At 37.6% G+C, this 15,206-nt stretch carries 12 protein-coding genes; 1 reads left to right on the forward strand and 11 read right to left on the reverse strand.

The window, feature by feature from the left end:
• Positions 1–269 precede the first annotated feature (269 nt).
• The 6 genes from E0E02_RS07195 to gyrA form a co-directional block, all read right to left on the reverse strand.
• Positions 270–1,529, reverse strand: a complete 1,260-nt coding sequence (locus E0E02_RS07195) for an NRAMP family divalent metal transporter (protein ID WP_074601968.1) — start codon at positions 1,527–1,529, stop codon at positions 270–272.
• Positions 1,530–1,724: 195 nt separating this feature from the next.
• Entirely contained in the window at positions 1,725–2,624 is a 900-nt protein-coding gene (locus tag E0E02_RS07200; protein WP_133018233.1) for a TDT family transporter, read from the reverse strand.
• A gap of 121 nt (positions 2,625–2,745) precedes the next feature.
• A complete protein-coding gene (locus E0E02_RS07205) occupies positions 2,746–3,711 on the reverse strand; it encodes a DUF1002 domain-containing protein (protein ID WP_133018234.1) in 966 nt (321 codons plus the stop codon).
• A gap of 84 nt (positions 3,712–3,795) precedes the next feature.
• Complete coding sequence (locus E0E02_RS07210; RefSeq protein WP_039696872.1) at positions 3,796–4,209, reverse strand: VOC family protein; 414 nt, start codon at positions 4,207–4,209, stop codon at positions 3,796–3,798.
• A 66-nt stretch (positions 4,210–4,275) separates the two neighbouring features.
• Positions 4,276–5,019 (reverse strand): class A sortase, encoded by a 744-nt coding sequence (locus E0E02_RS07215; RefSeq protein WP_240789025.1) that lies wholly within the window; start codon positions 5,017–5,019, stop codon positions 4,276–4,278.
• A 1-nt stretch (position 5,020) separates the two neighbouring features.
• Positions 5,021–7,474, reverse strand: a complete 2,454-nt coding sequence (gene gyrA / locus E0E02_RS07220; protein WP_039696870.1) for a DNA gyrase subunit A — start codon at positions 7,472–7,474, stop codon at positions 5,021–5,023.
• A gap of 350 nt (positions 7,475–7,824) precedes the next feature.
• On the opposite strand from gyrA, the gene E0E02_RS07225 reads away from it, so the two are divergent.
• Positions 7,825–8,814: an L-lactate dehydrogenase gene (locus tag E0E02_RS07225; RefSeq protein WP_039696869.1), complete on the forward strand. Its 990-nt coding sequence runs from the start codon at positions 7,825–7,827 to the stop codon at positions 8,812–8,814.
• A 52-nt stretch (positions 8,815–8,866) separates the two neighbouring features.
• On the opposite strand, the gene E0E02_RS07230 is transcribed toward E0E02_RS07225, so the two are convergent.
• From E0E02_RS07230 to E0E02_RS07250, 5 genes are all read right to left on the reverse strand, one after another.
• Positions 8,867–10,234 carry an FAD-dependent oxidoreductase gene (locus E0E02_RS07230; protein WP_133018236.1) on the reverse strand — a complete coding sequence of 456 codons (1,368 nt, stop codon included), beginning with the start codon at positions 10,232–10,234 and terminating at the stop codon, positions 8,867–8,869.
• Positions 10,235–10,343: 109 nt separating this feature from the next.
• Entirely contained in the window at positions 10,344–11,300 is a 957-nt protein-coding gene (locus tag E0E02_RS07235; RefSeq protein ID WP_074560192.1) for an ABC transporter permease, read from the reverse strand.
• A gap of 1 nt (position 11,301) precedes the next feature.
• Positions 11,302–12,354, reverse strand: a complete 1,053-nt coding sequence (locus E0E02_RS07240) for an ABC transporter permease (RefSeq protein ID WP_133018237.1) — start codon at positions 12,352–12,354, stop codon at positions 11,302–11,304.
• Positions 12,347–13,891, reverse strand: a complete 1,545-nt coding sequence (locus E0E02_RS07245) for an ABC transporter ATP-binding protein (RefSeq protein WP_133018238.1) — start codon at positions 13,889–13,891, stop codon at positions 12,347–12,349. The genes E0E02_RS07240 and E0E02_RS07245 overlap by 8 nt, the downstream gene beginning before the upstream one ends.
• A gap of 147 nt (positions 13,892–14,038) precedes the next feature.
• Complete coding sequence (locus E0E02_RS07250; protein WP_133018239.1) at positions 14,039–15,103, reverse strand: BMP family protein; 1,065 nt, start codon at positions 15,101–15,103, stop codon at positions 14,039–14,041.
• Positions 15,104–15,206 lie beyond the last annotated feature (103 nt).

Genomic DNA, 15,206 nt, shown 5'->3' on the forward strand with positions numbered 1-15,206 from the left:
ATATTATTGGGAGTTAGCACTAAAAGAAGCACGAAAAATAGACCCATATTATACGCCTAAACGTGGTGGTTACATGTTTGACGGCTTTCCTGAACGTCCTAAATATATGAGAATTAACACGTATTTAGATTAGATCCTTTAATATAAAAAGGTAAATTATCAATCGTTTTACATAAATATATTTATATATAATAAAACAACACCCAAGGGATATAAGGTGCTGTTTCTTTTTTGTTTTTTAGGGAGTGTTCATTTCATGAAATAACGTATTAAATATTACCAGTTAGCCAAGCAATGATAAAGAACAATGCAAAACCAAAGAGGTAAATAAGACCAATGATTGATAGAACTTTCAACCAAGGTTTGATTTGATGTTCTTTGTTATTAACCAAAGAATAATTAAGGTAACCAAAGAATGGTGTTGTGATGAATGATGCAATCATGGCAAAGCGGAGCATTGTTGCCACATTACCAGCAAATAGATAAACAATGATAAGACCAACTGCTGCTGTCACAGTCATCCAAGCATAAAGAGCTTTTTGAGATGATTCTTCCTTACCAAGTAATAATCGAAGGGATTCGTTGTTAGCACGAGAATACCCATCAATAACTGTGATAACTGTACCGAAGATACATAGGAAGGCAATTAGGGTAATCAAGAAGCGAGCCCATTCACCAAGTACTTCAGCGTACATGTTAACGAATTGAGCGATGTAAGCTGCTGATGCACTTTGTACTTCTTCACCAGAGCCAAATTGAATTAAGGCACCAAGAGCACAGAAGATAAGTGCTAAGATTGCTGTTCCAATGTAACCAATATTAAAATCAAAAACAGCATCCTTCTCTGACATATTGACGGTTTTACGTTTTTCAACTGACCACATTGAGTTGATGGCTGAGATTTCAATTGGACAAGGCATCCACCCCATTAATGAAACGATAAATGGTAATGCTGCCATACGCCATGGTGTTGGAGCTTCAAAGTTTGGAGCGTATTCACGGTGTTTGAATAATGCAACAACAACCGCCAAAACAGTTGCCAAAGTCAAGGCAGTCATTACCCATTTCGCAAGCGAATCAAGGAAACGATAACCACCGATCAGTAACATGGCCCAAATAATCACAATAATGATAGTAGTCAATTGTGAAATGCTCAATCCAAAGCCATTTGGGAAGACGTTGTATAAAATTGCTGCGCAAAGAATACCAACCCCAGCGGTATTAACGATTGCTGAGAAGACATTTAAGATGAAGAAAACAGCTAACCAACCTTTACCTTTTTCAGCATAGCCTTCAATCAAGCTTTTATTATTTTCCATTGTGTATTGGGAACCAAAACGGAAAAATGGATATTTGAAAATGTTAATCAAAATAATCAGCAAAGCCAATTGCCATCCATAGATAGCTCCTGCTTGTGTAGAAGAAACGATGTGTGAGCCGCCAACGGCAGCTGATGCCATTAGAATACCAGGGCCAAGTGCTTTAAGTTTAGTGCGCCAGGTCGACTGTTGTTCTGTACTTTCAGTCATAAACCAGACCTCTTTCTAAATAAACTTTCAATTTTCAGATAATTCTGAATTGTGCAAGATTTATTTTACAACTCAAACTAAAGAAAGTCAACCTTTTTACGTAAATTTTCTGAAAAAACTGAAAAATATATTTTGAAACACAAAAAAAGACCGGTAACTAGAGCCTCGGTCTCTTTAAAAAATACGTCTTTCTCTTTATTCTGTAAAATAATTAATATACCCTGCTACCACTCTAATCAAAATTAAGATTGCTACTACTAACTCGATGACATACAAAAAATATAAATCTTCAAAATAAATAACTGCTCCTTTTAATGCAATTGCCGTAACAATCAAAGGAAAAGTTAAAGCTGAAAACCCTGGATTGAAAGGGCTTTTTAAAATTTCTGGAACAAAATAAAGAACGGTAAGGTATAACATTTGCGACAGGATAATCAATCCTAAAAGTAATGGGCGATAGATAGTTTCAAAAGCATTGAGATAAGCAACTGACACTAAGGCTGGAGCACACAGTGTAGCTAGGTTAGCTTTTACATCGTCAGGAATTCCATGTTTCCACAATCTTAGAAAAATCGTCGGTAAAAGAACTATTAAAGCAAGTAAGAGATAAATAAAGATAGTTTTACCTAGTTGAGAGTATCCCGTCCAGGGAACAGTTAAACTAGAGATTCCTATTCCTATATATAGAACTGCCCATGATGGAAAGACGTTACTTAGCTCAAAATTCCATAGAAATCTTTTTGAAAAGATAACAATGTAACTAATCAATGCAATAAAAGACAGCCACCAAATCGTCCGGAAAACTCCCTCGGTAAATCCATACCATTCTGGAAAGACATCCTGATAGACAATCATCAGCATTCCTTGCATTAAGAGTGTTGGAAAAATTGAGGCTGTTAGCGGATTTTTAAGTGCAAGTCTATAGTTCTTAAAAGATTTTACAAATGCCGTTAGTAATAGTAAATATAAAACAAAAGCTATACCACCTAATACATAACGCAAAAGAGTTGAATAATCCCCCAAGGTGTTTCCTAATGAAAAAAAGCTCAATCCTAAGCCACCTAATGCTAAAGGAGGTTCTTTTAATTTTCTCATCTATTCTCCTTAGTATCATGTTTCTTTATAAAAACGAAAAAATACCTCACAAAACATGAGGTATTTTTATTGTAACATAAATAAGTTAGGGTCAAAAGCTCTTTAAAAATCCAGCTTACTATTAAAACAAGTTTTTAAAGAAGTTGACAATAGCTTGCCAGATGTTAGCCAAGAAGCCTTTTCCTGATTCTAAAGCGCTTGATGAATCAAAATTCAAGTTAATGCCTTTGAATGTTGAGCCAGCGTTTGAAACGATGCTATTTTTCAAAGATGCCAAAGCTGATTTGAAGCTACTGCTATCAATGATGCTTGATTTTGAAAGGTTGAAAGCAAAGTTAACAATCATGTTGATTTGGTTATTTGATAACACATCTTTCAATTTATAGTTATCAAGTGTTTCATCAACAATTTTACGAACATCATCTTTTGTCACGTTAGACCCGGCATCTGCTACTGCTGATTTGATATCAGCTAAAGCAACGTTCAATTTGTCAGCGTCATAACCATCTGTACCTTGATTTTCAGCATTGATAGTAGACAAGGTATTCAATTCTTCTTGTGCTAATTGCTTACTTTCATCAGAAACTTTAGCACCATTTTCTTCAAGTGAATAATAAATTCCAGCCAAAGCCGATTCACCTGTTACAGGGATTGGTGAGGCTACAGTGATTGCGGCGTGTTCGATACCAAGTGTTACTGCAGCGTTTCGGTACATATCTGACGTTACTTTTGTGATATTTTCAGGAGTGACAATATTAACCGTTAATGTCTCTGAAGATCCCAATTTTTGAATTTTAACTGATGAGTATAATTGTAAACTTGGGTCATCAGCAACATCCATAATCTTAGCATAAGCACTTGTTGTAATCGTTTTGACGCTTGTGTCTTTTGAACTATCATAACCAAGCAATGACAAGGTTTGATTGCGTTGGTCATCCGATAAAGAATAACCAAGCACATAATCTGGTTGCACATATGTTTCATCAATGACATTTTGAACTGAGTTACTTGCTGCTTGAACGTGACTAACTGTAAGAGTTGAGAATAATGCTAGCGCACAAGCCATGAGTGTCTTTTTAAATTTCATCTTAACTAATTCCTTTCACTTAGGTATTTAATTATAGCACTTCTTGTTTAAAGCGTCTGAAAAAAACTGTTATTTACTCACATTCTACTCGTGTAGTTCTAGGGGAAGACCATCTGGGTCAAAGAAGAACGTCATTTTCTTGCCAGTATAGTCATCGTGACGGATAGGTTGCACGTAAATTCCCATATCTTCGAGCTCAGCCTTATAGGCTTCAATATTTTCAACGTAAAAAGCTAAATGACGAAGACCGCAAGCTTCCATATGGTACTCTGGTTGCCCAACACGTTTTGGTGGTGCAACATAAGCTGGATCTGATGTCTTATTCCCGAAAATTTCAAGTTCGATAGAACCACATTTCAAATCAAGCTTGTAATCGTGACGTTCTGGACGATGGTTTTCGCGGATGATTTCAAAACCAAGTTTGTTAACGTAAAAGTCACGTGATTTGTCATAATCAGAGACGATAAGTGCCACATGGTGAACAGCGTTTAATTTCATAAAAATCTCCTTGTTAATGTATGTTTAGAAAAAGCCGAGAATAAAACTTACTCTCAGCTTTTTTCTTTAAAAGGTCATTTGATTGTAAGAGTAATCAAAGGCTTTGTGAATGTCATTTGATGCTTGATCATAGGCAATAGATGATTCTAAACTACCTCTAACAACAATTCGTTCAGTTGCTTGCTGATCTGTACAAGTTACTAGAGTGACCAAAGCTTGATCAGGAATATCATTTAAAACATCTGAACGGTCAGGTGTCACTAAAAATTTTTCAGTGATAACGTAGGTGTAAATTGTTGATTTATCGGTAAGGTAAATCTTCATTCCTGCCTTAGCATTCTCTAAAGGTGAAAACAACATCTTAGATGAACCAGAAATGCCAAAGACGTGATGGCTAGCAAGGGCATAATTATTCTGTCCACCCATTACTTGATCTTCTTTCATCGTTCCAGCACCGTAAGATAATTCAGTGTTTCCAAGACCCTTAAAGATTGGAAGGTTAATACCAAGATCTGGTATGGCAATACCGCCAATCACAGGAAGGTCAACATTAGCCGACTGAGCTTTTAACACTGATTCGACTGTTACAGGTTCAACTGCTGAGAAATCATAAGTCACTTTAGCATTTTGATTATCTTTAATCTTCTTTTTAGAGACTTTATTGATTTGATAATGATTTGACTGATGCCCAATCAAAAAATTACAAATGGATTTATTAAAAATCAAGGCAAGTCCTAAAAGCAATAGAACTAAACAAAGTGTAATCCTAAGGAAAGTCAAAAAACGATGTGTTTTCTTCTTTTTCATTATTCTAATCTTCTACTTCTTCAGTTTCTTGTTCTTCTTCTGGTTGAACAAGAGCTAGAGTCATGATTTTCGCATCTTGGTCAAGGCGCATGATTTTAACACCCAATGTTGCACGACCAGTTTGAGAAATGTCAGCGACGCTTGTACGAATCATGACACCTGTGTCTGTGATAACCATGATATCTTCATCGCCGTTAACTGTTACAAGTCCAGCCAATTGACCATTTTTCTCAGTAATATTAGCAGTCTTGATACCTTTACCACCACGACCTTTAGTTGGATATTCAGAAGCTAGTGTACGTTTACCATAACCTTTTTCAGTAATGACAAGAACTTCTTGGTCATCTGTAATACGTGAAGCACCGATAACTTCATCGCCTTCACGAAGGTTAACACCACGAACACCAGTTGCTGAACGGCTCATGCTACGAACATCAGATTCGTTAAAGCGAACGCTGTAACCAGTCTTAGTTCCGATGATAATATCATCATTACCATTTGTTCGGATAACGTTGATTAACTCGTCACCTTCTTTTAAGTTAAGGGCCTTAAGACCGTTTTGTCGGATATTGCTAAATTCAGACTCTTTGGTACGTTTTACAACGCCTTGTCGTGTGACAAAGAACAAGTAATTTTCGTTATCATCGCTGCCTTTTTCACTGATAATAGTTTGAACAGTTTCACCTTCATCAAGTTTTAGAAGGTTAACAATTGGCAATCCCTTAGCCGTACGACCATACTCAGGAATTTCATAACCTTTCAAGCGGTAAACACGTCCTTTATTGGTCATGAAATATACATGGTCATGGGTATTTGTAGAAACTAATTCACGAACAAAATCATCGTCATTAACACCAGTTCCTTGAACACCTCGTCCACCACGACGTTGAGCACGGAATTCGTCTTGAGCAAGACGTTTGATGTATCCTTTATTTGAAAGAGTAATCAAGACGTCTTCTTCTTCAATCAAATCTTCGTCTTCAAGTGAAAGAACTTCACCAACCATCAATTCAGTACGACGTGGATCAGCGTACTTACGTTTGATTTCGTCCATTTCTTCTTTGATGATTGTGATAACACGTTCTGGTTTTGCCAAAATATCAGCCAAATCAGCAATCAATGCGAGAAGGTCATCGTATTCGGCTTGGATTTTTTCGCGTTCCAATCCTGTCAAACGACGAAGACGCATATCAAGGATAGCTTGACTTTGACGTTCAGATAAGTTGAATCGACTCATCAATTCGCCTTGAGCAATGACATCAGTTTCACTGTTACGAATAATGCTAATAACTTCATCAAGATGGTCAAGAGCGATTAACAAACCTTCTAAGATGTGAGCACGTTTTTCAGCTTTGGCTTTATCGAACTCTGTACGACGAACAATAACTTCTTTTTGGTGTTCAATGTAATCAACAATGATTTGTTTCAAAGAAAGAATCTTCGGAACACCATTTTCAATAGCAAGCATGTTAAAGCTGAAGTTTGTTTGCAAGCTAGTAAGTTTGAATAAGTTATTTAGAATAACGTTTGCTGATGCGTCACGACGCACTTCAATGATAAATCGGATACCTTCACGGCTTGATTCATCACGAACGGCGGTAATTCCTTCGATACGTTTTTCTTGTGCTAAACGAACGATGTGTTCGTGAACTTTAGTCTTGTTAACTCCGTATGGGAATTCTGTGACAACAATACGTTCACGACCGCTCTTAGTTGTTTCGATTTCAGTACGTGAGCGAAGAACGATAGAACCTTTACCAGTTTCATAGGCTTTACGAATTCCAGATTTACCCATAACAAGAGCTCCTGTTGGGAAATCAGGACCAGGCAATACTTCCATTAATTCACGTGTTGTAACATCAGGATTATCCATAACCAGTTTAACGGCATCGATAGATTCCCCTAAGTTGTGTGGTGGAATATTAGTTGCCATACCAACGGCAATACCTGTCGCACCGTTAACGAGTAAGTTAGGAAAACGTGATGGCAAAACAAGTGGTTCACGTTCACTACCATCGTAGTTATCTTGGAAATCAACAGTATTCTTGTTAATATCACGAAGCATTTCAAGAGCGATTTTACTCATACGAGCTTCTGTATAACGTTGTGCGGCTGCGCCGTCTCCGTCCATAGAACCAAAGTTTCCGTGTCCGTCAACGAGCATGTGGCGGTAGCTCCACCATTGTGCCATACGCACCATTGCTTCATAAATTGATGAATCACCGTGTGGGTGATATTTACCCATAACATCACCGGTGATACGTGCAGATTTCTTATGAGGTTTATCTGGCGTTACACCGAGCTCATTCATCCCATACAAGATACGACGATGAACTGGTTTCAATCCATCGCGTACATCAGGAAGAGCACGAGCAACAATAACAGACATGGCGTAATCAATAAAACTTGTCTTCATTTCTGAAGTTAGATTTACGTCAATTAAATTCTTATCCTGCATTAAGGAAAAACACTCCTTTTCTAGTGTAAAACTCAACTATATTATACCACAAAAAGTACGGTAAAACCATATCTTGACCAATCTCCTTTTACGTCTTATTAACTAAATGTAAGATTAGCTATCAAAGTTTTCCTAAGTATTTTCAAAATAATAATATGGCAAAAAATCAGTAAAATCATTGTGAAAAATTCACTAACTTTTAAGATAAAAATAGAGAGTTTTCGCCTAAAATTTTTGTTTTCTTCTTTTTTCAAATTTTTACAATAAGTTCGTGACATTTCTCACTTAACGTGTTAAAATATTATTCGTATGGGCGTCAGCCTAAAAAAATTAAGGAGATGTTTAGATAAATGACTGCAACTAAACAACACAAAAAAGTTATCCTTGTTGGTGACGGTGCCGTAGGTTCTTCTTACGCATTCGCACTTGTAAACCAAGGAATCGCTCAAGAACTTGGTATCATCGAAATCCCACAATTGTTCAACAAAGCTGTTGGGGATGCTGAAGACCTTAGCCACGCTCTTGCTTTCACTTCACCTAAAAAAATCTACGCAGCTAAATACGAAGACTGTGCAGATGCTGACCTTGTAGTTATCACTGCAGGTGCTCCACAAAAACCAGGTGAAACTCGTCTTGACCTTGTTGGTAAAAACCTTGCTATCAACAAATCAATCGTAACTGAAGTTGTTAAATCTGGATTCAAAGGAATCTTCTTGGTTGCTGCAAACCCAGTTGACGTCTTGACTTACTCTACATGGAAATTCTCTGGATTCCCTAAAGAACGCGTTATCGGTTCAGGTACTTCACTTGACTCAGCTCGTTTCCGTCAAGCATTGGCTGAAAAACTTGATGTTGATGCTCGTTCAGTTCACGCATACATCATGGGTGAACACGGTGACTCAGAATTCGCTGTTTGGTCACACGCTAACGTTGCTGGTGTAAACCTTGAAAGCTACCTTAAAGACGTTCAAAACGTTGAAGAAGCTGAATTGGTTGAACTTTTCGAAGGTGTTCGTGACGCTGCTTACTCAATCATCAACAAAAAAGGTGCTACATTCTACGGTATCGCTGTTGCGCTTGCTCGTATCACTAAAGCAATCCTTAACGATGAAAACGCAGTACTTCCACTTTCTGTATTCCAAGAAGGTCAATACGCTAACGTAACTGACTGCTACATCGGTCAACCAGCTATCGTTGGTGCACACGGTATCGTTCGTCCAGTTAACATTCCATTGAATGACGCTGAACAACAAAAAATGGAAGCTTCTGCTAAAGAATTGAAAGCTATCATCGACGAAGCTTTCTCTAAAGAAGAATTCGCTTCTGCTTGCAAAAACTAATTTCTAGTTTTTAAAATAAAAAGCTATCCGTAAGGATAGCTTTTTTTGTGTCTTATTTTGCATTTAAGGCAGCCATTGTAATGTAGTTATATGGCTTATTAAAATGTGGCAAGAAGAACAAATCTGTGAGAGCTAATTTATCAATCGTAACACCTTCTTGAATAGCTAGTGAGAAAAGATGAATACCTAATGAAACATCTGCCATAGCCAGCATCTGAGCACCCAATACACGTCTACTTTCTTTGTCATAAACAATCTTTAAAGTGACTTCGAAGTTATTCTTCTCGATGAAATCTGGTTTTTGTTTGTCACTGTATTCTACTTCTTCTGCGTCAAAGCCTTTAGCTTTTGCTTTTTCAAGTGTCAAACCAGTCGATAGCATATTTAAGCCATAAATAGAGATACCATTTGATCCTTGCACTCCAATTCCTTCAAGATTATGACCACATGCATTATGAGCGGCAACAATACCAGTTCTTACTGCATTTGAAGCAAGGGCGATATAGTCCGTTTCGCAAGAAGCATTGTTATAAATGGTTGCACAATCACCAATTGCATAAACGCCTGGAATACTTGTTTCTTGTTTTTTATCAACGAGAAAAGCGCCGTTTTTGAAAAGTTCAACTTTTCCAGCAGCAAGGTTTGTATTTGGTCTAAAGCCAACAGCAAGGATAACCATATCAACATTATAACTTGCTTTATCCGTGATGATTTTCTCAACTTTTGTCTTGCCAACAACTTCTTTTACTGTTTCTCCGAAAGCTAACTTGATGCCGTGAGCTTGAAGATTATTTGCCATAATAGCACTTAAATCTTCATCATAATAACCTGCAAGACACGTATCTGCAACATCAATCAGAGTTACTTCCTTTCCTTTACGCTGAAAAGCTTCTGCTAATTCTACACCAATGTAACCAGCCCCCACAACTGCAACACGTGAAATCTCTTTTTCCTTAAGCTTTTCAATGACATCTTGAGCGTTTTGATAGAGTTTTACAAACTGAATGTTTTCCAACTTAGCTTCAAATTCTTGACTATCTTCTTTTAGCTCAACTCCCTTAATCGGTGGAATAATCGGTCTTGAACCTGTCGCAAAAATTAATTTATCGTAGCTTTCTAGGTGAGGTTTCCCATCAACCAAAGCTGTCACTAATTTCTTGTCGTAGTTAACTGACTCTACAGGAGAATTCATATAAATTCTAGCGCCCAGTTGTTCAAGCTCTTCTTTATTTGAATAAAAAAGCCCTTCTGGTCCTGAAATTTGCTGACCAATCCATAAAGCCATACCACATCCTAAAAATGAAATATTTGAATTTTGATCAAATACCACCACTTCGTTTTCAGAACCATAGTTAGTTAACATCGTTTTTATGCAAGCTGTACCAGCGTGATTTGCTCCAATTACAACAATTTTACTCATAGAAGTAACCTCGATTATCTTATTTATCAAGGTAACTATATCACATATTAGAAGCGCTTACAATTATTTAGCTTAAAAAATAAGTTGGCATAATACCAACTTATTTGTTTTATTTCGATTTAATGTAGTTAACACCATCTGCTTTTGGTGCAACAGCTTTACCGAAGAAGGCAGCCAAGACAACGATTGTCAATACGTATGGCGCAACTTTAAGGTAAACTGATGGAATGCTTGAGAAGAATGGTAATTGTGCTCCAATAATCGCAAGAGATTGTGATAAACCGAAGAATAGACTTGAAAGCATTGCTCCGACTGGATTCCAACGACCAAAAATCATAGCAGCAAGAGCGATGAAACCTGGACCTGCAATTGTTGTAACCGCAAAGTTGTTTGAAATCGTTTGTGCATAAACAGCACCACCGATTCCTCCAAGGAAACCTGAAATCATAACACCTGCATAACGCATAAGGTAAACATTAATACCAAGTGTATCAGCTGCTTGTGGGTGTTCACCAACTGAACGAAGACGAAGGCCAAAGCGTGTCTTGAAGATGATGTACCATGAAATAAATGATACCAAGATAGCTACGTATGCTACCAAAGATGTATTGTTAAAGAAGATTTTTCCGATAAATGGAATATCTTTTAAAATAGGAAATGAAAAACGACCGAATGTTTGAGTAATTGTATCTGTTTGACCTTTACCAAACAAGTGACGGCATTGGAAAACCGCAAACGATGGTGCAATCAAGTTCAATACTGTACCAGATACAACGTGGTCAGCACGTAAGTTAATAGTTGCTACTGCGTGGATAAGTGAGTACAAAAGACCAACTAAACCAGCAACAATTGAAGCAACCCAAGGTGTTGCATGTCCGAAAACATCAGCATAAGTGAGGTTGAACAAGACACCTGAGAAAGCACCCATAACCATGATTCCCTCAAGACCGACGTTAACAATACCTCCACGTTCAGAGAATGTTCCACCGATACTTGTAAAAATCAAAGGTGCAGAATAAATTAGCATGGAAGAAACTAATAGGGCTAACGTTGTTGAAAAACTCATCTTACTTTCCTCCTTCTTCTTTTTTAGTTTTAATAAATTGACGAATCAAGTAATCAGCTCCGACAAAGAAAATGATAAAGGCTGACACAACATCGATAACTTCTGATGGGATACCAATCATACCTGTTTTACCGATTGAAAGAACGGCATATAAGAATGATGCAAATGGAATACCAAGAGCTGTATTAACAGCAAGAAGAGATACGGCCATTCCGTCCCATCCAATACTTAATGAGCTTGTTTGAGAATAAACATTTCCGAATGTTCCAAGACCTTCAACAGTACCACCAAGTCCAGCAAGAGCACCTGAGATAATCATTGAAACTACAATCAAATGTTTAGCTGACATACCAGCGTATTCAGCAGCATGTGGGTTAATCCCTACAGAAGTAATTTCATAACCCAGTGTTGTTTTACGCATTAAGAACCATACGATAAAGACAGCAAATAAGGCGATGAAAATACCGATGTTGATACGTGAGTTATCTGTTAAAGCAGATAGCCATTCTGTTTGATATGATGCATTTTCAGAAACTTTGATAGTTGCTTCTGTTGTACGCATAATTTTATCTGGGAATACATCTTGGATAAGATATTGGGTTCCGTACAAGATGATGTAGTTCATCATGATTGTAACGATAACCTCACTTGTACCAAGGAAAGCACGTAAAATACCAGGAATGGCACCAGCGATACCACCAGCAATAAGACCGACTAAGACAGTACAAATTACTGAAACTGATTTTGGTAAATCAGGGAATGACAAAGCAAACCAAACTGACATTACCCAACCCATTAACGCTTGACCAGGAAGACCAACGTTAAAGAAACCTGCTTTTGAAGCAACTGAGAAACCAAGGGCAATCAGGATAAGTGGACCCATTGCACGGAAGATTTCACCAATATTTTTTACTGAACCAAATGCAGTGTAAAGCAAATCATTATATGCCCACAAAGGATTGTATCCGAAGCAAAGCATAAGGATTGCTCCGAGTAACATTCCAAGGAATACTGCAATCAATGGAACAGCCCATTTTTGGGTTTTCTTAGACATTAACATTAGAATCCTCCTTTTCCACTTTTCCACCAGCCATCAAAATACCAAGTTCTTGTTTATTGGTTGTGGCAGCGTCTAAGATACCTTGAATTTTACCATCATGAATAACGGCAATACGGTCGGAAACATCAAGGATTTCATCTAATTCAAAACTAATAACTAAAACGGCTTTACCTCTGTCACGTTCGGCAACCAAACGTTTACGAATGTATTCAATCGCACCGACATCAAGTCCACGTGTTGGTTGACTTACGATAAGCAAATCAGGATTGCGGTCGATTTCACGAGCGATAACCGCTTTTTGTTGGTTACCACCTGAAAGAGCTCCACCTGATACCAATTCACTTGCGGCACGAACGTCGAATTCAGCCATCAATTGACGAGCATGTTCATTCAACTTGTGATAGTTCATGAAACCATGTTTACTGAACGGCTCTTTGTAGTAAGTTTGAAGAGCGATGTTTTCAGCAATGGTCATATCAAGGACCATACCATCACGGTGACGATCTTCTGGCACGTGTCCAACACCCAATTCAGTAATCTTACGAGGACGTTGATTTGTCATATCAGAACCTTTGATGAAGAATTGACCAGATTCAACCTTACGCAAACCTGTAAGAGCTTCAACCAATTCTGTTTGACCATTACCATCGATACCTGCGATACCAACGATTTCACCAGCACGAACATCCAATGACAATTCTTTAACAGCTGGAACACCACGGTTTTCGTTAACAATCAAATCTTTGATTGAAAGAACAACGTCTTTTGGATTAGCTGGAATTTTATCTGTTTTAAATGAAACAGCACGACCAACCATCATTTCAGCCAATTCGTTACTTGTTGAATCAGCAACTGGAACTGTCTGAATTGATTTACCGTGACGGATAACTGTAACTCGGTCTGCTACGGCACGAATTTCATCAAGTTTGTGAGTGATTAAGATGATTGATTTGCCTTCTTTAACCAAATTACGCATAATATCAAGCAATTCAGTGATTTCAGAAGGTGTTAAAACAGCTGTCGGTTCATCAAAGATAATGATATCAGCTCCGCGGTAAAGTGTTTTTAAGATTTCAACACGTTGTTGCGCACCAACTGAAATATCAGAAATTTTAGCAGATGGATCTACGGCTAGACCGTATTTCTCTGATAATTCTTTGATTTCTTTACTTGCTTTTTTAAGGTCAAGGATTCCAGGACCTTTTGTCACTTCATTACCTAAGATAATGTTTTCAGCAACTGTAAAAGCTTCAACCAACATAAAGTGTTGGTGAACCATTCCGATACCCATCTTAGCTGATTTAGATGGTGAATCTAGTGTAGCCTCTTCACCTTTTACTAAGATTTGACCACTTGTTGGTTGTAGAAGACCAGCAAGCATATTCATCAAAGTCGATTTACCGGCACCATTTTCTCCGAGGAGAGCGTGGATTTCACCTTTTCTGACTTCTAAATTAATATGGTCATTTGCGACAAAATCACCAAATTTCTTGGTAATCTCACGCATTTCTATGACGTTTTCATGTGTCATGTGTGATCCCTTTCAGTCTAATAATAATTTTTAGGTCAGTTAAGCCCATTAAAAGACCTTTAATGAACTTAACTGAGATAAAAATGACTTTTTACCTCAGCCCCTGAAAAAAGGCGACCAATTTGGTCGCTTTTTTCAAAAGAGCGATTATTTGTTTACGCCATCATCAACTTTTACTTCGCCTTTGATAACTTTTTCTTTTGCAGTTTCTACAGCAGATTTGATGTTATCTGGAAGGTTTGTAGTAACAAGATCTACACCACCATCTTTAAGACCGTATGTACGAGTTTGGTTACCACCGAATTTTTCATCTTTAAGTTGAACGTTAGCGATATCTTTAACAACTTGACCTACTTCTTTGATTGTTGAAGTCAAAACAAAGTTTGATTTCACTTTATCAGATGAAGTATAGTTACCTTCTTCAGTTTGGTCACGGTCTACACCAACAACCCAAACTTTTTTGTCGCTATCAGCTGGTAATTTTTCGTTGATTTCTTTAGCTTGTGAGAAGACACCAGTACCTGAACCACCAGCAGCATGGTAAATAACATCAGCACCGCTAGCATACATTGTTGCAGCGATTGTTTTACCTTTAGCTGAATCAGAGTATGAACCAGCATATTGGACGTCAACTTTGATTGAGCTATCTACTGAAGCAACACCTTCTTTGAATCCAGTTTCAAAGCGAGTGATTGTATCAGATTCGACACCTCCTACAAAACCAACGTGTTTTGTTTTAGATTGCATTGCAGCTGCAATACCCGCAAGGTAAGCACCTTCGTTATCTGCAAACAATACACTTTCAACGTTTTTGTGGTCTGCAACGACATCGTCGATAATAACATAGTTTGTATCTTCGTTTTGAGGTGCAGCTTCATCAACAGCGTCGTGAAGGTTGTAACCAATTGCAAAAACAAGGTTGTAACCATTTGAAACAGCTGAGTCTAGGTTTGTTGCATAGTCTGACTCACTATCAGATTGGAAGTAAGTGTAGTCAGTATCTTTTTTCAATTTGTTTTCTTTACCCCAAGCTTGCATACCTTCCCAAGCAGATTGGTTGAATGATTTATCATCAACACCACCTGTATCAGTAACGATTGCAGCTTTTACGCTTGAGTTTGAGCTAGAGCTAGACGAATTTGAACGACTACATGCGCCAAGTGCTAATGTTGCTACTGCAGCAAGTCCAAGACCAACAATTTTCTTGTTCATGAAAAATGAACCCTCCTAAAAAACTTATAAGCAACTTTTGTTGCTAAAATCTATCAAGCCAAATGGCTTAATGAACACTCTGAAAATAGACTCCAAAAAGTCT

It is taken from the genome of Streptococcus sp. KCJ4932, from assembly GCF_004352745.1.
In the GTDB taxonomy this organism is placed as follows: domain Bacteria; phylum Bacillota; class Bacilli; order Lactobacillales; family Streptococcaceae; genus Streptococcus; species Streptococcus ruminicola.